Annotated in this window: 30 protein-coding genes; 9 read left to right on the forward strand and 21 right to left on the reverse strand. The window is 62.0% G+C overall.

Annotated features, from left to right (window positions below):
- The first annotated feature begins 90 nt into the window (after nt 1-90).
- The gene (locus tag FO488_RS07765) at nt 91-912 is read left to right on the forward strand and encodes a transporter (RefSeq protein WP_240732213.1); all 822 of its coding nucleotides are present in this window, start codon (nt 91-93) and stop codon (nt 910-912) included.
- Nucleotides 913-935: 23 nt separating this feature from the next.
- The gene (locus tag FO488_RS07770) at nt 936-1775 is read left to right on the forward strand and encodes a hypothetical protein (protein WP_240732214.1); all 840 of its coding nucleotides are present in this window, start codon (nt 936-938) and stop codon (nt 1773-1775) included.
- 124 nt (nt 1776-1899) lie between these two features.
- Here FO488_RS07770 and FO488_RS20405 read toward each other — a convergent pair whose 3' ends face one another.
- Nucleotides 1900-3480 (reverse strand): methyl-accepting chemotaxis protein, encoded by a 1581-nt coding sequence (locus FO488_RS20405; RefSeq protein ID WP_149210036.1) that lies wholly within the window; start codon nt 3478-3480, stop codon nt 1900-1902.
- A gap of 190 nt (nt 3481-3670) precedes the next feature.
- On the opposite strand from FO488_RS20405, the gene FO488_RS07780 reads away from it, so the two are divergent.
- Nucleotides 3671-4072, forward strand: a complete 402-nt coding sequence (locus FO488_RS07780) for a DUF309 domain-containing protein (protein WP_149210037.1) — start codon at nt 3671-3673, stop codon at nt 4070-4072.
- A gap of 73 nt (nt 4073-4145) precedes the next feature.
- Here FO488_RS07780 and FO488_RS07785 read toward each other — a convergent pair whose 3' ends face one another.
- Nucleotides 4146-4331, reverse strand: coding sequence for a hypothetical protein (locus tag FO488_RS07785; RefSeq protein WP_149210038.1), 186 nt, complete (start codon nt 4329-4331; stop codon nt 4146-4148).
- Between the two features lie 148 nt (nt 4332-4479).
- Here FO488_RS07785 and FO488_RS07790 point away from each other — a divergent pair, with 148 nt between their 5' ends.
- Nucleotides 4480-4929 carry an NfeD family protein gene (locus FO488_RS07790; RefSeq protein ID WP_370514328.1) on the forward strand — a complete coding sequence of 150 codons (450 nt, stop codon included), beginning with the start codon at nt 4480-4482 and terminating at the stop codon, nt 4927-4929.
- A gap of 10 nt (nt 4930-4939) precedes the next feature.
- Entirely contained in the window at nt 4940-5788 is an 849-nt protein-coding gene (locus FO488_RS07795; protein WP_149210039.1) for an SPFH domain-containing protein, read from the forward strand.
- A gap of 88 nt (nt 5789-5876) precedes the next feature.
- Here FO488_RS07795 and FO488_RS07800 read toward each other — a convergent pair whose 3' ends face one another.
- Genes FO488_RS07800 through FO488_RS19390 form a run of 3 tightly spaced genes read right to left on the reverse strand, consistent with a single transcriptional unit; the run spans nt 5877 to nt 6446 of the window.
- Complete coding sequence (locus FO488_RS07800; protein ID WP_149210040.1) at nt 5877-6092, reverse strand: hypothetical protein; 216 nt, start codon at nt 6090-6092, stop codon at nt 5877-5879.
- A 20-nt stretch (nt 6093-6112) separates the two neighbouring features.
- On the reverse strand, nt 6113-6253 hold the full coding sequence (locus FO488_RS19385) for a hypothetical protein (protein ID WP_168205939.1): 141 nt from the start codon (nt 6251-6253) through the stop codon (nt 6113-6115).
- A 19-nt stretch (nt 6254-6272) separates the two neighbouring features.
- The gene (locus tag FO488_RS19390) at nt 6273-6446 is read right to left on the reverse strand and encodes a hypothetical protein (RefSeq protein ID WP_168205940.1); all 174 of its coding nucleotides are present in this window, start codon (nt 6444-6446) and stop codon (nt 6273-6275) included.
- Between the two features lie 40 nt (nt 6447-6486).
- On the opposite strand from FO488_RS19390, the gene tadA reads away from it, so the two are divergent.
- Nucleotides 6487-7029, forward strand: coding sequence for a tRNA adenosine(34) deaminase TadA (tadA, locus tag FO488_RS07805; protein WP_149210041.1), 543 nt, complete (start codon nt 6487-6489; stop codon nt 7027-7029).
- A gap of 134 nt (nt 7030-7163) precedes the next feature.
- Here tadA and FO488_RS07810 read toward each other — a convergent pair whose 3' ends face one another.
- The 11 genes from FO488_RS07810 to ftsH all read right to left on the reverse strand — a co-directional run bounded on the left by FO488_RS07810 (nt 7164) and on the right by ftsH (nt 17994).
- Complete coding sequence (locus tag FO488_RS07810) at nt 7164-8378, reverse strand: aspartate kinase (RefSeq protein WP_149210042.1); 1215 nt, start codon at nt 8376-8378, stop codon at nt 7164-7166.
- 79 nt (nt 8379-8457) lie between these two features.
- On the reverse strand, nt 8458-8955 hold the full coding sequence (gene tsaE / locus FO488_RS07815; protein WP_149210043.1) for a tRNA (adenosine(37)-N6)-threonylcarbamoyltransferase complex ATPase subunit type 1 TsaE: 498 nt from the start codon (nt 8953-8955) through the stop codon (nt 8458-8460).
- Nucleotides 8952-9404: a CBS domain-containing protein gene (locus FO488_RS07820; RefSeq protein ID WP_149210044.1), complete on the reverse strand. Its 453-nt coding sequence runs from the start codon at nt 9402-9404 to the stop codon at nt 8952-8954. Before FO488_RS07820 ends, tsaE begins: the two co-directional genes overlap by 4 nt.
- Before the next feature lie 11 nt (nt 9405-9415).
- Nucleotides 9416-10969, reverse strand: coding sequence for an NAD(P)H-hydrate dehydratase (locus FO488_RS07825; protein WP_149210045.1), 1554 nt, complete (start codon nt 10967-10969; stop codon nt 9416-9418).
- Nucleotides 10966-11346 (reverse strand): holo-[acyl-carrier-protein] synthase, encoded by a 381-nt coding sequence (locus tag FO488_RS07830; RefSeq protein WP_149210046.1) that lies wholly within the window; start codon nt 11344-11346, stop codon nt 10966-10968. The genes FO488_RS07825 and FO488_RS07830 overlap by 4 nt, the downstream gene beginning before the upstream one ends.
- Entirely contained in the window at nt 11343-12062 is a 720-nt protein-coding gene (locus FO488_RS07835; protein ID WP_149210047.1) for a pyridoxine 5'-phosphate synthase, read from the reverse strand. Before FO488_RS07835 ends, FO488_RS07830 begins: the two co-directional genes overlap by 4 nt.
- 225 nt (nt 12063-12287) lie before the next feature.
- The gene (gene glmM, locus FO488_RS07840) at nt 12288-13643 is read right to left on the reverse strand and encodes a phosphoglucosamine mutase (protein ID WP_149210048.1); all 1356 of its coding nucleotides are present in this window, start codon (nt 13641-13643) and stop codon (nt 12288-12290) included.
- On the reverse strand, nt 13640-14068 hold the full coding sequence (locus FO488_RS07845; RefSeq protein ID WP_149210049.1) for a hypothetical protein: 429 nt from the start codon (nt 14066-14068) through the stop codon (nt 13640-13642). Before FO488_RS07845 ends, glmM begins: the two co-directional genes overlap by 4 nt.
- Complete coding sequence (gene cdaA, locus FO488_RS07850; protein ID WP_149210050.1) at nt 14065-14859, reverse strand: diadenylate cyclase CdaA; 795 nt, start codon at nt 14857-14859, stop codon at nt 14065-14067. Before cdaA ends, FO488_RS07845 begins: the two co-directional genes overlap by 4 nt.
- Nucleotides 14860-14918: 59 nt before the next feature.
- Nucleotides 14919-16121 (reverse strand): dihydropteroate synthase, encoded by a 1203-nt coding sequence (gene folP / locus FO488_RS07855; protein ID WP_149210051.1) that lies wholly within the window; start codon nt 16119-16121, stop codon nt 14919-14921.
- 1 nt (nt 16122) lies between these two features.
- On the reverse strand, nt 16123-17994 hold the full coding sequence (gene ftsH / locus FO488_RS07860; protein WP_149210052.1) for an ATP-dependent zinc metalloprotease FtsH: 1872 nt from the start codon (nt 17992-17994) through the stop codon (nt 16123-16125).
- A 312-nt stretch (nt 17995-18306) separates the two neighbouring features.
- On the opposite strand from ftsH, the gene FO488_RS07865 reads away from it, so the two are divergent.
- Nucleotides 18307-18633, forward strand: coding sequence for a hypothetical protein (locus tag FO488_RS07865; protein WP_168205941.1), 327 nt, complete (start codon nt 18307-18309; stop codon nt 18631-18633).
- A gap of 74 nt (nt 18634-18707) precedes the next feature.
- Here the strand turns inward: FO488_RS07865 and tilS are convergent, their stop codons facing one another.
- Nucleotides 18708-20108 (reverse strand): tRNA lysidine(34) synthetase TilS, encoded by a 1401-nt coding sequence (tilS, locus tag FO488_RS07870; RefSeq protein WP_149210053.1) that lies wholly within the window; start codon nt 20106-20108, stop codon nt 18708-18710.
- Between the two features lie 288 nt (nt 20109-20396).
- Between tilS and FO488_RS07875 the strand changes: the two genes are divergently transcribed.
- Together FO488_RS07875 and FO488_RS07880 are read left to right on the forward strand one after the other, a co-directional pair.
- Nucleotides 20397-20672 carry a hypothetical protein gene (locus FO488_RS07875; protein WP_149210054.1) on the forward strand — a complete coding sequence of 92 codons (276 nt, stop codon included), beginning with the start codon at nt 20397-20399 and terminating at the stop codon, nt 20670-20672.
- A 132-nt stretch (nt 20673-20804) separates the two neighbouring features.
- The gene (locus FO488_RS07880) at nt 20805-21290 is read left to right on the forward strand and encodes a response regulator transcription factor (protein ID WP_149210055.1); all 486 of its coding nucleotides are present in this window, start codon (nt 20805-20807) and stop codon (nt 21288-21290) included.
- Here FO488_RS07880 and FO488_RS07885 read toward each other — a convergent pair.
- Genes FO488_RS07885 through FO488_RS07900 form a run of 4 tightly spaced genes read right to left on the reverse strand, consistent with a single transcriptional unit; the run spans nt 21234 to nt 24956 of the window.
- Nucleotides 21234-21581, reverse strand: a complete 348-nt coding sequence (locus FO488_RS07885) for a phage holin family protein (RefSeq protein ID WP_149210056.1) — start codon at nt 21579-21581, stop codon at nt 21234-21236. The genes FO488_RS07880 and FO488_RS07885 overlap by 57 nt on opposite strands.
- Nucleotides 21582-21612: 31 nt before the next feature.
- Entirely contained in the window at nt 21613-22686 is a 1074-nt protein-coding gene (gene corA / locus FO488_RS07890; RefSeq protein ID WP_149210057.1) for a magnesium/cobalt transporter CorA, read from the reverse strand.
- Nucleotide 22687: 1 nt separating this feature from the next.
- The gene (gene pfkA / locus FO488_RS07895; protein ID WP_149210058.1) at nt 22688-23650 is read right to left on the reverse strand and encodes a 6-phosphofructokinase; all 963 of its coding nucleotides are present in this window, start codon (nt 23648-23650) and stop codon (nt 22688-22690) included.
- Between the two features lie 55 nt (nt 23651-23705).
- Nucleotides 23706-24956, reverse strand: coding sequence for a replication-associated recombination protein A (locus FO488_RS07900; RefSeq protein ID WP_240732259.1), 1251 nt, complete (start codon nt 24954-24956; stop codon nt 23706-23708).
- Between the last annotated feature and the right edge of the window lie 90 nt (nt 24957-25046).

Consider the following 25046-nt stretch of genomic DNA (forward strand, 5'->3'; position numbering starts at 1 on the left):
GTCTCGTTGCCCACGCAGCCGTCTATTTTCAAGAAGGAGCTCGCAATGCAACAATTTAACGGGTCGGGAAGGTTTGTCTCCCTTCTTGCAATGACAATCCTTGCCATTCTTCCGGCATGGGCGTATGCCGACGAGCCTGCTGCATATTCCGTCGGCCTTGGCTTTGAGTTCGCCTCGGGGAAATACGGAACCGGAGTCAGGACGGACTCCGTATATATGCCGTTCACGGCGACGGTCTACCCGACCGAGCGGCTTGACTTCTCGCTGGAAATCCCCTTTGTCTACCAGAGCAGCAGCGCGGTGGTGGCTGGGGAATACATGGGAATGCAGGGGCAATCCATGGGTACGCAGTCGGTTGCGGCGGCAATGAATGGCATGGGCTCCTCCGGTTCCATGACTTCCGCATCGGCGGGGAGCGTCAATGATTCCCATTCCGGGCTCGGCGACATGAAACTCAAGGCCGGGTATGTCCTGTACACCGAGGAAACGTACGTGCCGGCCATCCGTCCCAATTTCTATGTGAAAATCCCCACCGCCGACAAGAACAAATTCCTCGGGACCGGGGCGTTTGATGAAGGTTTTGCCGTAGAATTGACCAAGTGGTTCGGCAGCTGGTTTGCGGACGGTGAGGCGGGGTACGTCATTCAGGGGAAATCGTCGGTCCTTGCGGCCAGAAATTATCTTAGCTACTACGCCGGAGCCGGTTATCAGTTCACCGAATGGCTGCGTTCCATGGTGCTGCTCAAAGGGACCTCTCCTACCGTCAACGGAGCATCGTCCCAGTTGGAAGCGCGGCTCAGGGTCAAATACCTGTTTGCGCACCACACCGGTATCGATGGCTATCTGGGCAAGGGGATCACGACCGCCAGCCCCGATTACGGCATGGGACTCGCCGTCTTTTACGAATTCTAAACTTCGAGTGAAGGGACCATATCATGATGAAAAAAACCATAACAGCAGCAGCAATAATCACCGCCGGCCTGATCGCCGGGTGCGGCGGGGGCGGGACTACTCCGGCAACGGGTACGACCGCCGTAAGCGGCAAAGTGGCTGACGGCTATCTCGTCGGCGCCACCGTATTCCTCGACAAAAACGGCAACTACCAGTTGGATGCCGGCGAACCGTCGGCCACCACGGATGCCAACGGCGCGTATACCCTGACGGTCGATCCCGCGGATGTGGGCAAGTACCCCATCGTGGCGCTGGTAATCAAGGGGCAGACCATCGACAAGGATACCGGGTCGCCGGTCACCGGCAGCTACGTCCTCAGCATGCCCGCCACAGCCACGAGCGGCACGGTCAGCAGCAACTTCATCAGCCCCATGTCGTCCCAACTGCGGGAAATGATGGAGACCGGGAAATACGCCTCCATGTCGCAGGCTATGACCGCCCTGGCGACCAAACTCGGCATGACGGCCGGGACGAACATGCTCGAGGATTATATGCTCGCCAATAACACCACCATGCACACCGCAGCCCAAAACATGGCGAGCCTGATGGGTGGAGAGATGGCGCAGGTGATGGGGACCAGCGGAACCGTCGTCACCGTGGATGTCAATCGCTACCGCGGCATGATGGGGATGATCTTCAGCAACATGTCGTCCATCAGGGGACCGAATTCCCAGGCGGCCATGACGACCCTCATGGGCACCATGACCTCAGTCCTGGGATCGATGCCGATGACGGGCGCCGGCCAGCCGTACCGGAATATGTCGACCGCCTTCAGTGGAGGGATGATGGGGGGGACGACCGGCACCGGCGGCATGATGAACTGAGGCCCGTACTGCCGGGAACTCAAAAAAAACGGCCGTTCGCAAACGTGAGCGGCCGTTTTTTGTTCCCGGCTTCCTGCCGGGGAGGAACAACCATAAGCGAACGGAGTCGCGCGCGCTTCTCTCCCTATCTCCCCTGGAAACGGGGATTCTTGTGGAAGTAGGCGAAACAGGACTCTATCCTGTGCAACTGCTGCGGCGTCACGTCGATGAAATGGAGCCCGTAGAGACCGTTGCCTTCCTGGGTGCTGTTCCAGACGACCCGTGCGGCAATGCGGAGCGGCGTCTGACGTTCGTACTCTGCCCGGGATGTGCAGGGGGTCATGATGTCCACTTCGAGGGTTTCATTGTGCGGGATATCGGTATTGCCCGGCAGACGCAGCTTGAGCCCCGACAGGCTGAAATCGCTGGAGATGCCCTTGATCTGCTCCTGCCGGCCCGCACGCCGCACGTAGACCAAAAGGCCGTTCTGGGCCCGCGGATGGAGCCGGTTTTCGTTCTGGGTGGGCAGGATCGTGGTGGCGGTATCGAAGGTGAAGCGGGCCATCAGTTTGTTGAATTCCTGGGTCACGTTGTTGAGGTCGGCGCTGATCGTGGCGGTTATGCCCACCTTCGAACCGCTTTCGCGGATGGTCTGGAAGAGGGAGTCGAGGCTCAGTTGCAGGGTGGACAACTGTTCCATCTGGGATTGGCTTACCTCCGATATCCGCGTGTTGGCGGCGGTGGACTCCCGCACGGAAGCCACCATCCGCTCGATGATCTCCGCCGTTTCGTGGCTCTTTTCTTCCCCGTCGCGCACCCGCGCAACGATCTGCTCCATGGTTTTCCCGCTCTGGTTGACCTGGCCCGTCAATTCGGCGATGATCCCGGAGATCTCCTCCGTTTCCCGTGCCGTGCGGGAGGCCAGATTGCGCACCTCGTCGGCGACCACCGCAAAGCCGCGCCCCTGCTCCCCCGCGCGGGCCGCCTCAATGGCGGCATTCAGGGCCAGAAGATTCGTCTGGTCGGCGATATCGGTGATGCTTTCGATAATCAGGTGGATCTTCTCCCCCACCTCATGGAGAACGGCCGTTTCCCGGGCCGCCCGGTTCACCTCTTCCACGGTCAGGCGCATCTGGGCGATATTGTCCCTTGTGGCCCGGAGCCCGCGCTCCGCCTCCTGCTCCGTCTCGAGGGAGGTGTTGCGCACCCGTTCCGACAGCTCCCGCACCGATTCCGATATCATACGCACTTCCGTGGTCGCTGCGGTCACGTCCTGGGCACGTTCCTGCTGGGAACGGCTTGCGCTGGAGATGTCGCCGGATATTTCGGCGATCTGGAACGACGACTGCTCCATCTGGAGGCTCGCTTCGTGGATGTTGCGCAACACCTCGGTCAGGTTCGCCACCATGACCCGCATGGCCATCAGGATCTTGCTGATTTCGTTATTGCGTCGTACGATGATCTCGGGGCTGAGATCTCCTTTTGACATGGTTTGCAGGTAGCCGATGGTGCGGCCGATGGAATCGCTGATGGCCCAGACATTGATGCCGCCGAACAGGGCGCCCAGGCCGATGAAGAGGGCGGCGGCGCCGAATTGCAGGAGAGGGGAGTCCAGCCCCCTCCCGGCAAAGGTTGCGGCGATGATGCAGCCGCTGTAACATACACACAGGATGGTGAGCCTGGTCTTGATGCTCAAACAGAGGTAATAGTTCCAGAGTGCATGCATGGTGGTGGCTCCCCCGGCTATGTGGCATCGTTTTCCCATGAGGCCATGCTTGAATACGGCAGCGAACCTCACGGGCGGAACTATATCAGTCCGCAGGGGGGGACGCAACGAACTTGTTGCCGTTTTACGCTGTTTTTCGGTGGGTTGCGTCTGTCGCGCGCCGGCAGAAAACAAGAGGGAGGTGCGGTTTATGCGGTTTTGCACGGAATCCCCGCCGCGGCAATTGCTTGAGGCGATGCGGCAATTCAATACCCGTGACTGGTATGAGTGCCATGAAACCCTTGAAGATCTCTGGGTGGGGGAGGAAGGAGATGTGCGTGATTTCTACCAGGGCATCCTCCAGGTGGCGGTGGCCCTGCACCATTGGAGAAACGGCAATTACGGCGGAGCGGTCACGCTTTTGGAGGGTGGGGTCGCCTATCTGAAGCGGGTGCCGACGGTGTGCCAGTGGGTGGACGTGGCCGCTTTCATCGCCGCTGCCGACAGGGTGCGGAAAGCGCTGGTACAACTCGGCACGGAGCGCATGGCGCTCTTGGACCGCTCTTTGATACCGGTTTTGCGGGTCGTTTCGCTGCCGGATGACGGAAGATGAACAGGATTACCCCTTAGGGCCGCGGGGAAGACTGCGGCGGGCGTTGCGGGAAACGCCTCGCCGAAGCCATGGCTCAGGCGTAGGTGGAAAAATTGTAGGAACTGTCCGGCTGGGGGGCCTGCTGAACGTTCTGGGCCAGCAGGCTGGCCATCAGGTTCTGCTGGTTGGCGGCCTGTTTTACCATGGCCGTGGACAGCGTCTGCTGGGTCTGGCCGGCTTTTACCAGGAGCGCGGCCCCGGCAATTGTGCTGACATCCATGATGAGTCTCCTTGACCGTTATTATTGCAATATGCGCGGCGAAAGTGCAACAAAAAAGGAAAATGGGTTAATTGACGGCAGGATTTCTGCTATACTTTTTCATGATGATTACCAGAAGTTTGACGATGCTCCTGCCGAAAGAGGTCGCATGATGGAGTTTGCGTGGTGGTACTGGATAATTGCCGGCTTTTGCCTGATCGGCCTGGAACTGGTCGTGCCGTCGTTCACGATCATCTGGTTCGGTCTGGGTGCCCTGGTGGTGGGCCTGCTGAAGGTGCTCTGGTCGGGATTCCCCCTGGCCGGGCAGTTGTTCCTCTGGACCGTGGCGTCCATCAGCTTCACCGTGATGTGGTTCAAATATCTCAAGCCCAAGGTCAACCGGACCCATTCCGGGCAATCGAAGGAAGGGATTGTGGGGGAGGCCGGCATCATCATCCGGGGGACGGAGGACAGCTATGGCCGGGGGACGGTCCGATTCCGCATCGCCGTGCTGGGCGCCGACGAGTGGGGCTGTTATGCCGACGAGGTGCTGCAGGTGGGCGATTCGGTCCGCGTGGTGGATATCGAGGGCCAGGTGCTCAAGGTAACTAAGATTTAAGGGGGATACGATGGCGGGAGTTGTTGTGTTTGGCGTTCTTTTTGTGGTGGTTGCCGCAACCCTGTTTGCCGGGGTCAAGACCGTTCCCCAGGGGCAGGAGTGGGTCGTGGAGCGGTTGGGCAAATATCATTCGACCCTCAAGCCGGGGCTCAACTTCATCATCCCCTATATCGATATCGTGGCCTACCGGGTTTCGACCAAGGGAGACGTGCTCTCCGTGGGCGCCCAGGAGGTGATTACCCGGGACAATGCCGTCATCATCACCAATGCCATCGCGTTCATCAAGGTCACCGACCCGACCCGCGCCGTGTACGAGATCCAGAACTACGAGTACGCCATCCAGAACCTGGTCATGACCTCCCTGCGGGCCATCATCGGCCAGATGGACCTGAACAGCGCCCTGTCGGAGCGGGAACACATCAAAGCCAAACTGCAGGATTCAATATCCAAGGAGGTGGCGACCTGGGGGATCTATGTCCAGTCGGTGGAGATCCAGGACATCAAGCCGTCCGAATCCATGCAGCGGGCCATGGAGCAGCAGGCCAGCGCCGACCGCTTCAAACAGGCCACCATCCTGGAGGCGGAGGGGAAGCGGGAAGCCACCATCCGCGAGGCCGAGGGACGCCTGGAAGCCGCCAAGCGCGAGGCCGAGGCCCAGGTCAGGCTGGCAGAAGCGTCGGCGAAGGCCATTACCGACATCAGCGAGGCCATCAAGGACCGCGATCTGCCCGCCGTGTTCCTGCTGGGGGACCGCTACGTCACCATGCTTCAGAAGCTGGCCGCCTCGCCCAACGCCAAGATGGTGATCCTGCCGGCGGACCTGCCGGCCGCCGTCCGCGGCATGATGGGAAAAGGGTAACGGAAGAGAGGGGGGGATTGGTGCAAAAGGTTCGGCGGCATTTTTGCCGACATCGGCGGGAGTGCCGGGCCGGCCTTGCCGGACCGTGCTAAAAAGCCGGCCGCGAGGTGCAGCTGTTTAGGGCGTCCCGGACTTCCTTCCTGAAGCGCGTGAGGCTTTCCTTCTCTTCTCCGTAGGTGTCCGCATGGTTGATTTTTTCCGTGACAAGGGAGTGCAGCCTGCTCAACTTGCCGTGGTCTCCCATGGCCGCCCGCAGTTCCTTGCGCAATTCATTAACAACTTTGTCGTGTGATCTCATAAACATGTGGCACCACCTGGGAGTTGTTAGGGACGTTTTCGGGGCACCACGCTCATGCATCTGCCCTCGTGATCCCGGTTGACCATGGTGTACGAATGGTCGGGGAGTGAGTCCGGATTGTTGACCGCTTCCTCGTTGTGCCCGTTTTTCTCGTCACCCCTCGTCATGGCAAACGGCTGTCTCCCGTTATGATGCCGCGATGTGGCGTGGCACCGTCCAGACAGGCACAATCCGGTCAACTTCGTAAAAGCTAATATGAATAGACCCGGCGGTCAAGCTATAAATCGCAAGTATTTCAAAGACAACGGCTTTTGTCGCGGTGCCCCTGGCCGGTGAGTCCTCGCGGAATTCGGTGGACAACCCCGCCTCCTTTTCGCTATGTTTCCTCGTTGACGATGCTATGAAACACCTGACAGGATGTGAAACCACCTTGAAGAAAGACCACGACTACTGGATGACTCGAGCGATCGCCGAAGCGGCCAGGGCCCGGGCCAAGGACGAAGTTCCCATCGGCTGCGTCATCGTCCGGGACGGCAGGATCATCGCTCGCGGCCATAACCTGCGCGAAACCGCCCAGGACCCCGCAGCCCACGCCGAACTGATCGCCATCAGAAAGGCCGCACGGAAACTCGGTTCCTGGCGGCTTTTGGATACGACACTTTACGTCACCCTAGAGCCGTGCATCATGTGCATGGGGGCCATCATCCTGGCCCGCATACCCACCGTTGTTTTTGGCTGCCACGACCCGAAGGGGGGGGCGGCCGGCACCCTCTACGACCTCTCCAATGACCCCCGCCTCAACCACCGGGTGGAACTGGTGCCCCGTATCCTGGAGCAGCAGTGCTCATCACTGCTGAGCACCTTCTTTGCCGAACTGCGCACACGGAGGAAGGCGGCAGCTTCCCCTGGCCGGGTGGAGTCGTGCCCCGCGTCGGACGGGTAACGACAGGGAGGGCGAAGCTCCTTCGTTGTGATGCCGTTATGCTGAAACTGGCCGGAGAGCAGGATGACAAACAGAAAACGCCCCGCCGGGAGATCCCGGAGGGGCGTTTTCTGTTTGGACCGGGGTAGGGGAGATCAGTTTTTCAGGCCGAAGGTCTCGTGCAGGACGCGTACGGCCAACTCGGTGTACTTCTCGTCGATCACGACCGAGATCTTGATCTCCGAGGTGGAAATCATCTGGATGTTGATGCCGTTGCCGGCAAGGGCCACGAACATCTGGGTGGCGACGCCGGCGTGGCTGCGCATGCCGAGGCCGACGATGGACACCTTGCTGATGTTTTCGTCGGAAAGGACCTCTTTGGCCTGGATGGTCTTGGCGACCTCATTGGTGATCAGCAGGGCCTGCTTCAGGTCGGCCTTGGTCACGGTGAAGGTGAAGTCGGTCATGCCGGCCTGGCTGACGTTCTGGACGATCATGTCCACCGAGATGGCGGCGTCGGAGAGCGGCGTGAGAATCTTGGCGGCGATGCCCGGTCTGTCCGGTACTCCCATGACGGTAATCTTGGCTTCATTCTTGTCGTACGCCACCCCTGATACGAGAATACCTTCCATTTCCTTATCCTCCCTGGTAACCATGGTACCGGTGTTTTCATTGAGACTTGAGCGGACGTGCACGTCCACATTGTATTTCTTGGCGAATTCCACGGACCGGATCTGCAGCACCTTGGCGCCCAGGCTGGCCAGTTCGAGCATCTCGTCATAGGAAATCTTCCCAACCTTGCGGGCTTCCTTGCAGATGTTGGGATCGGTGGTGTAGACGCCGTCCACGTCGGTGTATATCTCGCAGACGTCGGCCTTGAGGGCCGCCGCAATGGCCACGGCCGAGGTGTCGGAGCCGCCGCGCCCCAGGGTGGTGACGTTGCCGGCCGCGTCGATCCCCTGGAAACCGGCCACGATCACGATGGCACCGTCTTTCAGGTCGGCGTGGATGTTCTTGCCGTCGATGCTCTCAATGCGCGCCTTGCTGGCGGTGCTGTCGGTGACGATCGGCACCTGCCACCCCTGGTAGGATTTGGCCTTGTACCCCAAGGACTTGAGGTGCATGGCCAGCAGGCCGATGGTAACCTGTTCGCCGGTGGCGACCACCACGTCATATTCGCGCCCGTCGGGAATCTCGCTCATCTCGTTGGCCAGGGCGACCAGTTTGTTGGTTTCTCCGGACATGGCGGACACGACGACGATCACGTCGTTGCCTGCCTCATAGGTCTTGATGATCCGTTTGGCGACGTTTTTGATGCGGTCGACGGTGCCAACCGACGTGCCGCCGTATTTCTGGACTACCAGTGCCATACCTCGCTCCTTCACAAAAGGTGGTGGGACAGAACTAAGAACAACCCGAAGGTAAAGCTCTATAACAGATTAGTAACGTTCAGGTCAAAGAAATTTTATCGTCCTGTATACGCCTTAGCAAGCGTGACAACAGAATCTCCGAGGAGGGGCCGCGCGCCTCCATGATGATCCTGCGCCGGTCGTCGCCGGCGTCGTGGAAGGAAATCCGCAGGTGATCGTCGGGGAGCAGACCCTCCAGACGTTCGGACCATTCCACGATACAGACGCCGTCGCCCTGCAGATACTCGGTGAAGCCCAGGTCGTCGATATCCGCCTCGCCCGCCATGCGGTAGAAGTCGAAGTGGTAGATCGGCAGCCGGCCGGGGTACTGGTTCATGATGGCGAAGGTGGGGCTGGCGACCAGGTGGGCGCTTTCCGGGACAGCCGCCTGAACCACGCCGCGGGTGAAGCAGGTCTTGCCCCCGCCCAGTTCACCCCGCAGGGCCAAAAATGCCCCCTGTTCCAGCAAAGCCCCCACCTGTCTCCCCAACTCCTCGGTTTCGTCGGGAGAACTGGTGTGGAAGACCTCCTGGATCACTTCGGGACCAGGTTGCGGATGATGTCGATGCGGGAAACGATCCCCACCAGTTTGTGCCCTTCGACCACCGGCAGTGCGTGCAGCTTGCGGTCGCTCATGATGTCGGCCGCCGTGCTCACCGGGTCGGTGGGGGCGATGGTCACCACGTCGCCGGAGCAGATCTCGCCCACGGTCTGGGCGGTCATCTTCTGCACCTCGCGTTCCAGGGTCCGTTCTCCCTGCAGGGGGATCACCCAGTCGAAGATGGAGATGACCGTGGGGATGTGCAGGTTGCGCCCCTGTTCGATCAGGTCCGAGGCGGTCACGATCCCGGTCAGGTTGCCGGCATCGTCCACCACCGGCAGGCTGCCGAAGCGGCGGGTCTCGAAGATCCCCGCCAGTTCCCGCAGGTTGGTTTCCTTTTTCACGGTAACGACGTCTTTGGTCATGATATCGGCTACGGTCTGCATACGCTGTCTCCTTAGGGTGATGTCAGTAGGTCGTGGTAGGCATGGGGGAGCTTTTCCTGCACGTCGCCGGCGCTCATGCCGATCTCCCCCTTGTCCCGGGCCACCAGATCGGCGGCATGGCCATGGATGAAGACCCCCAGGCGGCAGGCGTCCCGGCAGCCGTACCCCTGGCCCAGGAGCGAAACGATGATGCCGGTCAGCACGTCCCCCATGCCGCCGCTGGCCATGCCCGGGTTGCCGCTGCCGTTGATGGCCGTACTGCCGTCGGGCGCGACGACGATGGTGCGGGAGCCCTTGAGGATCAGGTGGACGCCGAAGGCGGCGGCAAAGCGCCGGGCCGTGGCGATGCGGTCGGCTTCCACCTCGGCGACGGTGGCCCCCATGAGGCGGGCCATCTCTCCCGGATGGGGCGTCAGCACCACGGCGGCGCTTTTCGTGTCCAGCAGGCAGTTCACGTCCCGGGCCACGGCGTTCAGGCCGTCGGCGTCGATCACCAGGGGGAGGGCGGCCGTTTTCAGGAGGGCATGCACCAGGGCAACGGTGGCGGGCTCCTGGCCCAGGCCGGGGCCGATGGCCAGGGCGTCCCTGTCGGGGAGCAACGCCTCGATGGCGGGCAATACGCTGTCGGAAAGGTAGCCGGCACCGGAATCGGGTAGGGGTACGGTCATGGCCTCGGTGGTCTTGACCTCCAGGATCGGGTTGAGGCTTTCCGGGACCGCCAGGGTCACCAGGCCGGAGCCGGCCCGCACGGCGCTGTTGGCGGAGAGCGCGGCGGCGCCGGTTTTGCCGCGGGACCCGGCGACGATCAGGCAGTGGCCGAAATGCCCTTTGTGGGCCTGACGGTCGCGGCGGCGCAGCAGGGGGGCGATGCTCTCGGCGGCGAGAAATTCGCAGCCGTCGGCCTTCTCCACGAGTTCTGCCGGGATGCCGATGTCGGCCACCACCAGGCGGCCGGTATGCTCGGCGCCCGGATACAGGACGTGTCCCAGTTTGGCGGCGGCAAAGGTGACGGTGACGGTCGCCCGCACCGCGCACCCCAGCACCCGGCCGGACGTGCCGTGGATGCCGGAAGGGATGTCCACCGCCACGACCGGCCGGCCGGCGGCGTTGATCAGTTCCACCGCCTCCCGGTGGACGCCGCCAACCTCGCTGTTCAGGCCGGTTCCGAAAAGGGCGTCCACGACGACGTCGGCCTGGCGGAGCTCTTCCTGAAACAGCTCCGTCATTTGTCCCGGGACGGTGCAGTAGGAAACCACGGCCGGAGGCAACTGTTCCAGGTTGATGGCCGCATCGCCCTCGATCCGCTCCCGTTGCGCCAGGATGCAGACCCGGACCTGCCAGCCGCTTTGCAGCAGGAGACGCGCGACAACGTAGCCGTCGCCGCCGTTATTGCCCCGCCCGGCGAAGATGACGGCCCGTTTGCCCCCGGTATAGCCGAATTCGTGGAAGATGGCTTCCATGCAGGCGTGGCCGGCATGCTCCATCAATTCCAGCCCCGGGATGCCGTGCTCCCGGATGGCCTGGCGGTCCACCTCCTGCATGGTCTGCGCAGATATGACCTTCATGGTGCCTCCAGGACGACCATGGCGACCGCCTGCCCGCCGTCATGGGACAGGGAGAGAAATGCCCTCCCCAATCCCTTCTCCGTGAAAATCCTCTCCGCCTGCCCCGTGAGCCGGAGATCCGGCTTGCCGGCCCCGTCGTTCACGACCGCCATGTCGTGCCAGGAGATGCCGTCGCGCAGACCGCTGCCCAGAGCCTTCAGGAAAGCCTCCTTGGCGGCGAAGCGGGCGGCGTAGCACGAGGCGGCATCCTTGCGGGCGTTGCATCGCTCACGCTCCGTTTCGGTGAAGAGGCGGGCGATGATCACCCGGTTGCCCTCCTCCAGAAAACGCCGGAACCGGGCGATCTCCACCGTATCGACACCGATGCCGAAGATCATGCGTACTTGATCAATTCTACCATGTCCCGCACGGCCCGGTCGAGGCCGACCAGCATGGCGCGGGCGATGATGGAGTGGCCGATGTTGAACTCCTCGATCCCCCCCAGGGCGGCAATCGCCTTGATGTTGACGTAGTTGAGCCCGTGCCCGGCGTTGACCCCCAGGCCGACCTTGCGGGCCAGCTTGATGGCGGTATCCACGGCCTCCAATTCCTTCTCCTGCAGAGCCCACTCCCGGGCCTCGGCATAGGAACCGGTATGGATCTCGATGTAATCGGCGCCGGTCTTGTTGGCGGCCTTGATCTGCTCCTGGTTCGGATCGACGAACAGGCTGACGGTGATGCCGTTGTCCCGCAGGCGCTTGACGGCATCGGTAACGGCCTTGATGTTGAGGATGACGTCCAGTCCCCCCTCGGTGGTCAACTCCTGGCGTTTCTCCGGCACCAGGGTGACCTGGTCCGGCTTCACCCTCAGGGCGATGCGCACCATCTCCTGGGTCGCGGCCATCTCCAGGTTCAGCTTGGTCTTCACGGTCTGGCGCAGGATCTCCAGGTCCCGGTCCTGAATGTGCCGCCGGTCCTCCCGCAGGTGGATGGTGATCCCTTCGGCCCCGGCCAACTCGCCCATGGAGGCCGCCGTCACCGGATCAGGTTCAATCCCTCCCCGTGCCTGGCGCACGGTCGCGATATGATCGACGTTCAATCCCAATTTTGCCACGTTAAAACCTCCTCAAATCTGCCACTGAGCTATTGTCCCTTGTGTTCTTTGTGTCTCCGTGAGCGAGTGAGAGCCCGGTTTCGATTAAATCAAAGGCTATCTCTCAGAGAGCTCACAAAGGCACAAAGAAAATCAAAAAGACATTTTAGGGTAAAACCGGATACAGATCGTTTCTCAAGCTTTGCGCCGTTTTCCGTTGCCCCGTGGCAGACCTTTTTGGGTTATCTATTCCCCGATGTGCTGTTTCACCATATCCGCGATCTCGTTGGCCCAGGTGGTGATCTCGTACTTGTCCTGTCCCTCGATCATGACCCGCAGGAGCGGTTCGGTGCCGGAATAGCGGATCAGTACGCGCCCCTCGTTCCCCAGTTTTTTCTCCACGTCGCCGATCCGGGCGGCGATCTCGGGGATGGTCATGATGTCCTTCTTTTCGGCGACCCGGGCGTTGACCAGCACCTGGGGGAGGGCGATCATGACTTTGGCCAGTTCGGAGAGCGGTTTTCCCTCGCGGCGCATGACCGCCAGGAGCTGGAGTGCCGAGAGGATGCCGTCGCCGGTGGTGCTGTGGTCCAGGAAGATCATGTGCCCGGACTGTTCCCCCCCCAGGTTGTAACCCCCCTTGCGCATCTCCTCCACCACGTAGCGGTCGCCCACGGCGGTTTTGATCACCGTGCCGCCCGCCTTTCTCACGGCGATGTCCAGCCCCATGTTGCTCATGACCGTGGCCACCAGGGTGTTCTTTTTCAGGATGTTGCGGCGCAGCATGTCCGTGGCGCAGATCGCCATGATGTGATCGCCGTCCACCTCGTTGCCGAATTCGTCGCAGACGATCACCCGGTCCGCGTCGCCGTCCAGGGCGATGCCGATGTCGGCCCGATGCTCCTTGACGACCGCACTGATCACCTCCGGGTGAAGCGAGCCGCACCCGGCATTGATGTTGGTGCCGTTTGGCTTCACCCCCAGGGGGATCACCTCGGCCCCCAACTCCTCGAAGACGGCCGGGGCGACCTTGTAGGCGGCGCCGTTGGCGCAGTCCAGCACGATCTTCAGGCCGGACAGGTCCATCTCCTGGGGAAAGGTGTTCTTGAGGAACACGATGTAACGGCCGGCGGCGTCGTCGATGCGGAAGGCCTTGCCCACCTCGGTGGCGGTCGGGCGCAGGGAATCGATGTGATTCGTTTCGATGAGGTTCTCGATCTTCAGTTCGATCTCGTCCGGGAGCTTGAAGCCGTCGGCGGAGAAAAATTTGATGCCGTTGTCCTGGAAGGCGTTGTGGGACGCCGAGATGACCACGCCGGCATCGGCCCGCATGGAAGAGGTGATGTTGGCGATGCCCGGCGTGGGAAGGGGACCGACCACGAGCACGTCTACCCCCATGGAGCAGATGCCCGCCACCAGAGCATTTTCCAGCATGTAACCGGACAGGCGGGTGTCCTTGCCGATGACGATGCGGTGCCGCCGATGGCCTGCGCTCTTGAAGATGTATGCTGCTGCCCGGCCCAACTGCATGGCCATCTCGCTGGTCATGGGATAGATATTGGCAACGCCGCGGACACCGTCGGTTCCGAAGAGTTTCTTCACGGTTTTTTGTCTCCTTGGTCTGAAATCGTCTGTTCTCTGATCAGGTCTATTTCCAGCGCGGCCGGCGAGATACGGGTCACCTTGATCCCCTCCGGCAGCTTCAGATTGGTTTCCAAGTGGGAAAAGAGGGCCTTTCCGGGCCTGGCACCCCGCAGGTTGAGGATGACCCGGGAGTTGGAACGCCGCGCGCCGTCGATCAGGATGGAGGGCCCGGTCAGAGTGAAGCGCACCTCGCCCGGCAGGGGCGGGGCCACGGTATAGCCGGGTGGGGTGTTGCGCAACTCCACGGGCAGGACCAGCTCAAAGCGCGTTTCCCGGGACAGTGACGTAAAGCTCCAGATGCAGACCGCCAGCATGAGGCTCAGGATCTTGAGGCTTGCGTTCCGCATGCAGCGGCGTTTGACGGCGGCGAGACTCCAGGTCATGGCTTTGCCGCCTCTCCGGCCGGGACCGCGGTGTGGACACGCATGAAATCCAGGGATTTTCGCAGCATGCGTCGTATTTCGGCCTGCTCCAGGTCGTAATAAATCTTGCCGTCATGCACCAGGGAGATGTTGCCGGTCTCCTCCGAAACCACCATGACCAGGGCGTCTACCAGTTCGGACAGCCCCAGGGCCGCCCGGTGCCGCGTGCCGAAGCTCTTGGCGATGTCCGGGTTTTTTGACAACGGCAGCAGGCAGCCGGCCTTGGTGAGCTTGCCGTTGTGGATGATCACCGCCCCGTCATGGATCGGGGAGTAGGGGAGAAAGATGGAATTGAGCAATTCGCTGGTCACCTTGGCGTCGATCTCGGTGCCCACCTCCACCAAGTGGTCGATGGGCAGCCGGCGCACGATGACGATCAACGCACCGATCCGCTTCTTCGACATGTCGCCCACCGCCTTGACCAACTCCTCGATGGTTTCGGTCGTTTCATCCTGGGTGTTGGCAGGGGTGGGGCGGCGCCCCAGGGAAAGGATGGCCCGCCGGATGTCCCCCTGGAAGATGATGGCCAGAATGATCAGCGCCGAGGAAAAAATGGTGCGCAGCAGCCAGGTGGTGGAGGAAAAGCCGGAGAGTTGCGCCATGTAGAAGCAGGAGAAGAACAGCAGCAGAAAGATCAGGAGCCTGACGGCGGCGTCTTTTTTCAGGACAAGGGAAAAATGGTAGACAAGGACAGCCACGATAAGGATGTCGCCGAGGTCGAGCAGGGTGCTGTTGTCGAGCAATCCGGGCATTCTTTCCCTCTGGGAGCGGCTGGTTTGCTACCGCCTATGGCCGGGGCGGACCAGGGCATTCAGCTGGTGATAATAGCGTGGGCCATGTCGGCCGCATCGCGCATCTCGCGGACATCGTGCACCCGCACAACGGCGGCCCCGTTGGCTATGGCCAGGGCAACGGTCGCGGCGGTGCCGACCATGCGTTCCCCCGTCTCCCGTCCCAACGTCTTGCCGATGAATGCCTTGCGGGAGGTCCCCACCAGGAGCGGCAGGCCGAGGCTGGCGAACTCCCGCAGCCGCCGCAGGATTTCCAGGTTGCCGGCGGTATCCTTGGCAAAACCGATGCCGGGGTCGATGACGATCCGCCCGCGTTCGACCCCCGCCGCAACGGCGCACTCCACCGAGCAGCGCAGTCCGGCAATGACCTCGCCCAGCAGGTCCGCGTAGTCGGTGCGGGTCTGCATCCTGTCGGGCGTGCCGCGGGTATGCTGCAGGGCCACGCCGGCGCCGCTCTCCGCCGCCAGGGGCGCCATGGCGGGATCAAAGCTGAAGCCGCTGATGTCGTTGATGATCTCGGCCCCGGCGGCAAGCGCTCCCCGGGCCACTTCGCTTTTCCACGTGTCCACCGAAATGGGGCGGGAGAGTCTCCCGGCAAGGAGTTCGATGATCGGCGCGATTCGGCGCAACTCCTCTGCGGCCGGCACCTCGGGAGCGCCCGGCCGGGTACTCTCCCCGCCGATGTCGATGATGTCGGCCCCCTCGGCCTCCATCTCCAGGGCGCGTTCCACCGCCTTGTGCGGATCGAGGAAGCTGCCGCCGTCTGAAAAGGAATCGGGGGTTGCGTTGAGGATGCCCATGATGAGCGGACGATCGAGCACCAGTTCGCGATGCGCCGTTTTCCATGTTTTCGGGGGCAAAGAAACGTTGGCCAGGAGGGCGGACAACTCGCCCGCCAGGTCGGCAAGGCCGAACGGCTGCTGGACAAGCTTTTCGCAGAGCCGGCGGAGCTGCTTCTCCGTACCCATGAGGATGACGTCGGTCCGGTCGATGCTGCATGCCACCGTACCGCGGGCCACCGCCGCATCCCCCCCCAGGCCGAGCATCTCCTGCTTGAGGATGTTGGCCTGGCGGCAGAGCAGTCGGCTCAGGTGTATGCAGCGGGTCGACATCTTGGGGGACATCATGCCGATGCCCCGCGGGTCCACGCCGATCCTTGCCAGTTCCCGCTCCGCTTCCTCCCGGGAGGCGACGGCAAGCATCCTGGCCGAAAAGCTGTTCATATCAGGCCTTGAGATCGGTATGCTGCTGCGCGGCCGCTTCGTCGGAGGTCTGCTTCCCGTTGTGCCCGTAGATCGGTGCGCCGGCGGCGATGATCTCGTCCACCTCGGCCCCGGTCAGGTTTTCCTTCTCGATCAGGCATTCGGAGAGGTTGTGCAGGCTGCCGATATTCTCCTTGAGCAGGGTCAGGGCGCGGTCGTAGCTCTCGTCCACGATGCGCTTGATCTCGGTGTCGATCTCCACGGCGGTGGCTTCGCTGTAATTCTTGTGGGTGGCCATCTCCCGGCCCAGGAAGATCTGCTCGTCCTTCTTGCCGAAGGAGAGCGGCCCCATCTTGTCGCTCATACCCCATTCGCAGACCATCTTGCGGGCCATCTCGGTGGCCTGCTCGATGTCGTTGCCGGCACCGGTGGTAAAGGTGTTGAAGATGAGGTCCTCGGCCGCCCGGCCGCCCATCAGCACGGCGATGCGGGCCAGGAGCGCCTCGCGGGAATAGCTGTGCTTGTCCTCGATGGGGAGCTGCATGGTGACGCCCAGGGCGCGGCCACGGGGGATGATGGAAACCTTGTGCACCGGGTCGGTGCCCGGAACCAGCTTGGCCACCAGAGTGTGGCCCGCCTCGTGGTAGGCGGTACTCTTCTTCTCCTCGTCGGAGATGACCATGCTGCGCCGCTCCACGCCCATGAGCACCTTGTCCTTGGCATTGTCGAAATCGATGGATTCCACGACGGCCTTATCCACCCGTGCCGCCAGGAGCGCGGCCTCGTTGACCACGTTGGCCAGGTCGGCCCCGGAGAAGCCGGGGGTGCCGCGCGCGATGACCGCCAGGTCCACATCGGGCGAGAGCGGCACCTTTTTGGCGTGCACCTTGAGGATCATTTCGCGCCCCTTGACGTCGGGGCGGGGCACCACCACCTGCCGGTCGAAACGGCCGGGGCGGAGCAGGGCCGGATCGAGAACGTCGGGGCGGTTGGTGGCGGCGATCAGGATGACCCCTTCGTTGGACTCGAAACCGTCCATCTCCACCAGCAGCTGGTTGAGGGTCTGTTCGCGCTCGTCGTGGCCGCCGCCCAGGCCGGCTCCGCGGTGGCGGCCTACGGCGTCGATCTCATCGATGAAGATGATGCAGGGGGCGCTCTTCTTGCCCTGGAGGAACAGGTCGCGCACCCGGCTGGCGCCGACGCCGACGAACATCTCCACGAAGTCCGAGCCGGAGATGGAGAAGAAGGGAACGCCCGCCTCGCCGGCGATGGCCCGGGCCAAGAGGGTCTTGCCGGTGCCCGGAGGGCCCATGAGCAGCACCCCTTTGGGGATCCTGCCCCCCAGTTTGGTGAACTTCTTGGGGTCCTTCAGGAAAGCGATGATCTCGTTCAGTTCCTCCTTGGCCTCCTCGATGCCGGCCACGTCCTCGAAGGTGATCTTCCCCTGGCTTTCGGTCAGGAGTTTAGCCCGGCTCTTGCCGAAGGACATGGCCTTGCCGCCGCCGACCTGCATCTGGCGCATGAAGAAGATCCAGATGCCCACCAGGAGCAGCAGGGGGAACCAGGAGATGAAGATCGAGAACCAGGAGAATTTTTCCTCTTCCGGTTTGGCGATGATGGTGACCTTCTTCTCCAGGAGCTTTTCGGTCAGGTCGGCGTCGGAGTAGGGCTTGTAGGTGCGGAACTCCTTGCCGTCCTTGCCCTCGAATTTGCCGGTGATGTCGTTGCCCTGGATGGTGACGGAGGTGACCTTGCCGGCATCCACCTGGGCGATGAAGTCGCTGAAATTGATCTTGTCCGCCGTCGGCCGCGGCTTGTTGAACATGTTGAAGAGCAGGATCATCATCAGACTGATAACGAGCCAGAGTGCGAGATTTTTATAGAATTGGTTCACGGTTACCCCCGTACCTGAATGTGCGAAACATTTTTGTGTAAATTTAAATTTAGTACCATAACATGCGGCTATTGACAAGTTCAAACGACCGATGGGGTCGTTTTACCGGGCTCTGAAGTGGGGACGGAATCGGATGGTGCACTCCTTTAAATGATATTGAAAATCAGTTGCATTATCCTGCGGATTGTTGTAAGGTAAAAATCATAAATACGCAGGTGCAAAGGGTAGCCATGTTCATTCCTGCCTTGAACCTGCGATGCGCGCATCGAACAGTAAAGGTTGTTCCATTGTTGACTCAACGGGAGGTTCGTCATGAAAAGAGTATACACGATAGTATCGTTTGCCGCCGCGGCAATGGTTGTTTCCGCACTGCCGGTTCTGGCCGATGAAGGGATAAAAGGGCAAGAGGGACGGTCCATGCAGAAAGACGAGTGCCTGCTGGTCGCCCAGTTGGATGTAACCAATTGCCCGAATCAGACCAGTTCCCTCCAGGGGCGGGTCGAGCGGCTGAACAGGGAGATCGCCAAGGGTACGGACGTCTATACTCCGTCGGAGCTGCAAACCCTTAAAAACGAACGCAGTGAGGTGCAAAAGATCATTGATTACGTGGGTAACAACGCGCCGTCGGATTCAATCTGACTCCGGCAAGGGCACATTATGAGCAGATAAAAAGAGGGGACGGCATCAGGCCGTCCCCTCTTTTTAGGACAGCATCACGTCTCCGAGAAAACGGCCCTGATGGCGCGGGTGGAGGTGCCGTCAAGGCTGGCAAGCCGGGAGGTGCGCAGGCCACAGACCCATAAGAGCGTATCGCCGCTGAAGAGCAGGGGGATGATGCATCGCCTGGAAGGGGGAACCTTGGCGTTGATGAAAAGCTCCTTGACCTTTTTGTTGCCGGCCATGCCGTAGGGGGCAAGGCGGTCGCCGGGCCGGAACATGCGCACGTGCCAGGGGAACGGGGCGCGGTCCGGGTCGAAGAGGGCGGTAGCGGCCGGCAGCGGTTCGACTGCGGCCGGCGCGGCCACAAGGGTCAAGGTCAGATGTGCCCCGCCGGGAAGCCGGTAGTGTCCCACGTCCGTGATTTCCAGCTCCGCTTCGGCTGGCGGTGAAGGCGGTTCGGTTGTGCGCCGCACGAGGAGCGTGTCGTACTCGCGCACGGCGGCGATGCCCTGGGGCAGGTTCAAGGCGGCATTGGGCCGGGATGACTCCAGCAGATGTTCGAGGGCGGCGATATGCCGGTTGGAAAAGTGCTTCAGGTTGCCGGCCAGACGTTCCAACAGCAGGCGAAAGACCCTGCGGCGCAGCGCTGGCGGTTGCCCCGCCACGGTTGGGAGATGGCAAGCGAGCGTTCCGCCATCCTGGGTACAGCTCTGATCAACGACCTGGTGCGCGAGGCGGTCGAGAAAGGCATGTTCATCCGAGAGCACGGCGGCGGTGGCGGCCAGGCGCTCCCGGATGGCCGGATTGTAGCTTTCCAGCAGGGGCAGGAGTTCGTGGCGGATGCGGTTGCGCAGGAAGGTCGTGTCCAGGTTGCTGGCGTCTTCGTGCCAGGTAAGACCACGCGCCGTCAGGTAGGCCACGAGTTCGTCCCGGCTGAACTCGAGCAGGGGACGGATGAAACTGCGCCCGTTCCGGTAGGACATGCCGGACAGCCCGCCCGGGCCCGCCCCACGCAGGAGGCGCATCAAAACGGTCTCGGCCTGGTCGTCGGCGTGGTGCGCCAGCGCCACCGCCGCTGCCTGCCATGAGTGGCGGAGTTCGTCGAGAAAGGCGATCCGCGCCTGACGGCCCGCATCTTCCAGGTTGAGCCGCTCTGTCTGGGCATAGGTATTCACATCCACCCGGCGGCATTCCAGGGGAATGCGGTACCGGGCGGCAAGGGTGCGGACGAATTCCTCGTCCCGGTCCGATTCCGGGCCGCGCAGGCAATGGTTCAGGTGGGCCGCCACGAGCCGCGGCGCACATCCGGGGAGGCGGGAAAGCAGGTCAAGCAGGGCGGTGGAGTCGGCCCCGCCGGAGAGGGCTACGATGACGGTGTCGCCCGGCGCGAAAAGCCCATGCTCGCGGATGGTGCGGGCGACCCGTAGGGGCAGCGTCATGGTGATATCGGTCATTTCTTCTCGATCAGGGCAATGAATGTGGGGGACGATGCGTCGAAAATGTCCCGTGTGGTTCGGCTGGAGCCGCACGGCCGCTCTGGGGGGTGATGCCGGTTCGTCGTGGCATCAGCTCACAGGGCGACTGCTTTCCCGCGAGGCCGGCCGCACGGAGCGGCGGGCCGTTATGATCGGTTCACTATACCAAAAAATGCCGGGGATGTAACCCCGCTGCATTAACTCTGCTTGCATTTGGGCGGGAGCCGCGTCTAAAATAAAGCGATTTGATTAAAAAAGGTTGCAAGCATGCAATTGTCGGCAGACACAATCACGCCGCCAGCGTCGCCGGAGGTCTACCGGCACCAGGCAGAGCGTCCCTCCGCGAATGAAACGCCGCTGGCCGAGCATGCCGCCGTTGCCGCCAGACGCACGGTTGCCTTGTCCGGCGATATCGTTACCCTCTCCACCTCCCAGGAAGACTCTCCCCCGAAAATGAAGGCCTCGCAGCCGGTGAGCAGTGAGGAAAAACAGGCGCTCTTGCAGCCGAATTCGCCGTATGGCGGCTTTTCGGTGTACGGGTAGTTTTGGCAAAGAAGTGATGCGGTTTGTCTGCCGGTCAGTCGATTCAGGCAATCGAGACAACGAGTAGGTACGGTTGTTGCTAGATATTTCCTGTCAAAAAGCGGGCTTCTTGCCCAGGGGGAGATATCTGACATGGCGGTGGTCTGCAACCATACCCCGGCGCTCTCATTGCTGATAATCGGGGACGACGACATGTCCCGCGACATCCTCGCAGCCATAATCCCGAAAAAATTTCCTCGCGTCGCCGTCAACGCGGCTGCCAGCGGCGACGCGGTGCCCGGGGGCATGGGGACATGTCCCCCGGATATCGTGATCACGGATATCACCGTGCCGAGGATGGGCGGCGTGCGGACGGCGGAACTCCTCCCTGCCGTCGGGCCCGATACGAAGCATATCGTGATTACCGCCGACACCGAACGACCGGTTGCGGAAGGCCCCGACGCCTCAGGGATGACGGTCACCCGCTATCTCTTCAAGCCGGTCCGTTACCAGGATCTCTTTGCCGCAGTGGAACACTGCATTGCCCTGGTTGCGGAAGAGCGGGGTGACGCTGCCGGTATGTCAGGCGTCCGTGCGGACGAGCATGTTGAAGACGAAGCTGAACAGACTGAACAGTAGCGCGGCCACAAAGGCGGTGGCAAAGCCGGACACCCTGAAGCCGTGGACCAGCGTTGCGGCCAGATAGAACATCAGCCCGTTGATCACCAGGGTAAACAGTCCCAGGGTCACCACGGTTGCCGGAAGGGTAAAAAGGATGATGACCGGCCGCAGGAATGCGTTCAGCAATCCGATCGCCAGTGCCCCCACCAGCAGGTCCTGAAAGCGGTCGATCTGAATCCCCGGTACCACTTTCATAACCAGAAAGAGGGCAAAGGCGTTCAACACCCATTTGAGGACGAGTCGTGTCATGGTTTCCTCCGGCAGTCCTTTGACAAAACTGTCATAACCACCGTTTTTTCTTGAAATATGCGGCCATTGCCGCGGCGATGGCCAGCATCGCTCCCCAGATGATGAAATAGCCGTAGTGCCATTCCAACTCGGGTATGTATTTGAAGTTCATGCCGTACACGCCGACGATGAAGGTCAGCGGCAGAAAGATGGTGCCGACCACGGTCAGGAACTTCATGACCTCGTTGGTGCGGTTGCTCATGCTGGACAGGTACAGGTCGAGCATGCCGGACAGCAGGTCCCGGAAGGTTTCCACACCGTCGATAACCTGGATGGTGTGGTCGTAGGTGTCGCGGAAGAAGATCCGCGACGTGTCGCTGATCAGGGACGATTCGCCCCGCTCCAGGGCCGCGGTCACTTCGCGCAGCGGCCAGACCCCTTTGCGCATGAAGATGATCTCCCGCTTGAGGGCGATGATCCTCTTGAGGATCTGCTGGGTCGGCCCCTGGGCCAACTCCTCCTCAAGGTCCTCCACGATCTCTCCCATTACCTCCAGCACGGTAAAATAATTGTCAACAATGGCGTCGATCAGGCCATAGGCCAGGTAGTCGGCCCCCATGGTCCTGATACGCCCCCGGCCGCTGCGGATTCGTTCCCGCACCGGTTCGAAGGCGTCCCCGTCGGTTCCCGTCTGGAATGACAGCAGATAGTTCGGTCCGACGATCATGCTGACCTGTTCGGTTTCTATGCCCTGTTCCGGCGTGAAGCTGATCATGCGGGCGACGATGAAGATGTAGTCGCCGTAATCCTCGATCTTGGGGCGCTGGGTCGTGTTGACGATATCTTCCAGTACGAGCGGGTGCAGGTGGTAGCATTCGCCGAAACGCCGGATCAGTTCCACGTCCTGCAGCCCTTCCAGGTTGACCCAGGTTACGGCAGGTCCGGGGGATGGCTGGACGCACTGGTCGAACCCCTCGGGGCGGAATTCCTTGACGCCGTCCGGTGAATAGACGGTTACGTCGATGGCGGCGCCGCCGCTGCGCGCCGCGCCGATGTGGACCAGCGTGCCGGGAGGAAGGCCGGCCTTGCGGGATTGCCCGCTGTAGAGCCTGCGTTTGCGTGCCATCTCAGATCCCCAGGATGTCGGCCATGTGCACCAATTCGTTGTTCAGCTTTTTCTGGCCCCCCTTGACCACCATTTCCAGCAGCGTGGTGGTCAAGGAGTTGATCGACAGGCCGAGCATAACCCCTTTTGTCCCGGAGAGCAACAGTTCCACCGCTTTCAGGCCGAAGCGGCTCCCCAGCAGACGGTCGAAGACCGTGGGCGCGCCGCCCCGCTGGTAGTGCCCCAGCACGGTTACCCTGGTCTCGAAGCCGGCGCAGCCCTTGATGCTGTCGGCGACCTCCTGGGCGTGCCCGGCCCCTTCGGCCATGATGATCAGGGCATTGGTGCGCCCCTCCTCGTAGCGTTGCCGCAGTTGGTGGCACATCTCCGTCAGGTCGAATTCCACCTCCGGCACGATGGCGAATTCCGCCCCCGTGGCGATGGCCGACGTCGAGGCCAGGTAGCCTGAGTTGCGTCCCATCACCTCCACGATGAAGGCCCGGTCGTGGGAACTTGCCGTGTCCTTGATGCAGTCCACCGCGTAGATGATGTTGTTCAGCGCCGTATCCACCCCCAGGGCCATATCGGTGTACGGGATGTCGTTGTCGATGCTGGCCGGGATGCCGATCACCGGGAAGCCGAGCAGGTCGAGGGCGCGGGCGCCGTTGAGGGAACCGTCGCCGCCGATCACGATCAGCCCGTCCACCTTTTCCCGCAACAGGTTGTCCAGCGCCTTTTTTTGTCCCTCGTCGGTACGGAATTCCTGGGACCGGGCCGACTGCAGGAAGGTCCCCCCCCGTTGGAGCACCCCGGAAACAGCCCTGCTCGTAAGCTCCAGGTAATCGTTTTTCAGGAGGCCGGCAAACCCCTTGCGGTAGCCGATCATCTCCACGTTGTTGGCGATGGCGGTGCGCGCCGCGGCGCGGATCACGGCGTTCATGCCGGAACAGTCGCCGCCGCTGGTAAGAATGGCGAGTCGTTTCATGGTTCTGGTGTCTCCTTGGTCCTTTATCCCGCTGACAACGAGGGCAACGGTGCCCCTATGGTTTTTTCCTTCTGGCGCGCAGCCACTCCATGCGTTCCAGGATGTTCTTCTCGTAGCCGTGCCCCTTGGGCTCGTAGAACTTTTGCCCGGCCAGTTTCTCCGGCAGGCATTCCTGGCCGGCGTACCCTTCCTCGTAGTCGTGGTCGTAGCGGTACCCCTTGTGATACCCCAACTCCTTCATCAGCTTGGTGGGGGCGTTGCGGATGTGCAGGGGAACGGGGAGGGCGCCGCTCTTTCTCACCTCGGACAAGGCGGCGTCGATGCCGGCGTAGGAGGCGTTCGACTTGGGGGCCGTTGCCAGGTAGACGACCGCCTGGCCCAGGGTGATGCGCCCTTCGGGCATCCCCACGAACTGGAAGGCCTGGAGGGCCGACACCGCCACCTGCAGGGCCCGGGGGTCGGCATTGCCGATGTCCTCGGAGGCCATGATGATCATGCGCCGCAGGATGAAGAGCGGGTCCTCCCCCGCCTCCAGCATGCGGGCCAGCCAGTAGAGGGCCGCGTCCGGATCGCTGCCGCGCAGGGACTTGATGAAGGCGGAGATAACGTTGTAATGCTCCTCTCCCCCCTTGTCGTAGAGCAGGGCCTTCTTTTGCAGGGCCTCCTGCACGGTCTCGATAGTTATGACGTTGTCTGTCGTAATCCCTGCTGCCACCTCCAGGGTGTTCAAGGCTATGCGGGCGTCGCCGCCGCACTGGTCGGCCAGGAAGACGAGCGCGTCATCGTCGGCCGTCAGCCCGAGGCGGCCGAGTCCCCGTTCCGCATCGTTCAACGCCTGGCGCAGGATGGTTCCGACCGTGGCCGCGTCCAGTTGATTCAGGGTCAGGACGCGGCAGCGGGAGAGGAGCGGCGCGATGACCTCGAAGGAGGGGTTTTCGGTGGTGGCGCCGATGATGGTGACAACCCCCTTTTCCACGTAGGGGAGAAAGGCGTCCTGCTGGGATTTGCTGAAACGGTGGATCTCATCCACGAACAGGATGGTGCGGGCGCCGCGGGCGGCGTACCCCTCCGCTTCGCGGAAGATCTCGCGGATCTCCTTGACCCCCGAGAGGATGGCGGAAAAGAAGATGAAGTGGGACTTGGTCTCCCGTGCGATGACGTGGGCCAGGGTAGTCTTGCCGCATCCGGGAGGGCCCCAGAAGATCAGCGAGGAGAGGTTGTCGGTCTCGATCATCCGTCGCAGGATGCGCCCTTCGCCCAAAAGGTGCTCCTGTCCGGTGAATTCGGCTACGTTCCGGGGGCGCATGCGCTCCGCCAGCGGTGCGTTTGCCGGGGTCGGCTGGTCTTTTGCCGTGTCGTTGGGGGAATCCCACAGGGTTGGTGTCTTCATTGAGTT

The sequence above is a fragment of the Geobacter sp. FeAm09 genome, from assembly GCF_008330225.1.
Lineage (GTDB): Bacteria > Desulfobacterota > Desulfuromonadia > Geobacterales > Pseudopelobacteraceae > Oryzomonas.

Bases quoted from the DNA above. Each gene is read 5' to 3' on its own strand.
- FO488_RS07880 (WP_149210055.1), top strand. From the start codon at position 20,805: ATGGCGGTGGTCTGCAACCATACCCCGGCGCTCTCATTGCTGATAATC.
- FO488_RS07820 (WP_149210044.1), bottom strand. From the start codon at position 9,404: ATGCAGACCGTAGCCGATATCATGACCAAAGACGTCGTTACCGTGAAA.
- folP (WP_149210051.1), bottom strand. From the start codon at position 16,121: ATGAACAGCTTTTCGGCCAGGATGCTTGCCGTCGCCTCCCGGGAGGAA.
- FO488_RS07765 (WP_240732213.1), top strand. From the start codon at position 91: ATGACAATCCTTGCCATTCTTCCGGCATGGGCGTATGCCGACGAGCCT.
- FO488_RS07810 (WP_149210042.1), bottom strand. From the start codon at position 8,378: ATGGCACTGGTAGTCCAGAAATACGGCGGCACGTCGGTTGGCACCGTC.
- cdaA (WP_149210050.1), bottom strand. From the start codon at position 14,859: ATGCCCGGATTGCTCGACAACAGCACCCTGCTCGACCTCGGCGACATC.
- FO488_RS19385 (WP_168205939.1), bottom strand. From the start codon at position 6,253: ATGACGAGGGGTGACGAGAAAAACGGGCACAACGAGGAAGCGGTCAAC.
- FO488_RS07900 (WP_240732259.1), bottom strand. From the start codon at position 24,956: ATGCGCCCCCGGAACGTAGCCGAATTCACCGGACAGGAGCACCTTTTG.
- FO488_RS07790 (WP_370514328.1), top strand. From the start codon at position 4,480: ATGATGGAGTTTGCGTGGTGGTACTGGATAATTGCCGGCTTTTGCCTG.
- tadA (WP_149210041.1), top strand. From the start codon at position 6,487: ATGAAACACCTGACAGGATGTGAAACCACCTTGAAGAAAGACCACGAC.
- corA (WP_149210057.1), bottom strand. From the start codon at position 22,686: ATGGCACGCAAACGCAGGCTCTACAGCGGGCAATCCCGCAAGGCCGGC.
- FO488_RS07825 (WP_149210045.1), bottom strand. From the start codon at position 10,969: ATGAAGGTCATATCTGCGCAGACCATGCAGGAGGTGGACCGCCAGGCC.
- FO488_RS07785 (WP_149210038.1), bottom strand. From the start codon at position 4,331: ATGGATGTCAGCACAATTGCCGGGGCCGCGCTCCTGGTAAAAGCCGGC.
- FO488_RS20405 (WP_149210036.1), bottom strand. From the start codon at position 3,480: ATGCATGCACTCTGGAACTATTACCTCTGTTTGAGCATCAAGACCAGG.
- FO488_RS07780 (WP_149210037.1), top strand. From the start codon at position 3,671: ATGCGGTTTTGCACGGAATCCCCGCCGCGGCAATTGCTTGAGGCGATG.
- tilS (WP_149210053.1), bottom strand. From the start codon at position 20,108: ATGACCGATATCACCATGACGCTGCCCCTACGGGTCGCCCGCACCATC.
- FO488_RS07830 (WP_149210046.1), bottom strand. From the start codon at position 11,346: ATGATCTTCGGCATCGGTGTCGATACGGTGGAGATCGCCCGGTTCCGG.
- FO488_RS07770 (WP_240732214.1), top strand. From the start codon at position 936: ATGATGAAAAAAACCATAACAGCAGCAGCAATAATCACCGCCGGCCTG.
- FO488_RS07800 (WP_149210040.1), bottom strand. From the start codon at position 6,092: ATGTTTATGAGATCACACGACAAAGTTGTTAATGAATTGCGCAAGGAA.
- pfkA (WP_149210058.1), bottom strand. From the start codon at position 23,650: ATGAAACGACTCGCCATTCTTACCAGCGGCGGCGACTGTTCCGGCATG.
- FO488_RS07875 (WP_149210054.1), top strand. From the start codon at position 20,397: ATGCAATTGTCGGCAGACACAATCACGCCGCCAGCGTCGCCGGAGGTC.
- FO488_RS07795 (WP_149210039.1), top strand. From the start codon at position 4,940: ATGGCGGGAGTTGTTGTGTTTGGCGTTCTTTTTGTGGTGGTTGCCGCA.
- FO488_RS07845 (WP_149210049.1), bottom strand. From the start codon at position 14,068: ATGACCTGGAGTCTCGCCGCCGTCAAACGCCGCTGCATGCGGAACGCA.
- FO488_RS07885 (WP_149210056.1), bottom strand. From the start codon at position 21,581: ATGACACGACTCGTCCTCAAATGGGTGTTGAACGCCTTTGCCCTCTTT.
- FO488_RS07865 (WP_168205941.1), top strand. From the start codon at position 18,307: ATGAAAAGAGTATACACGATAGTATCGTTTGCCGCCGCGGCAATGGTT.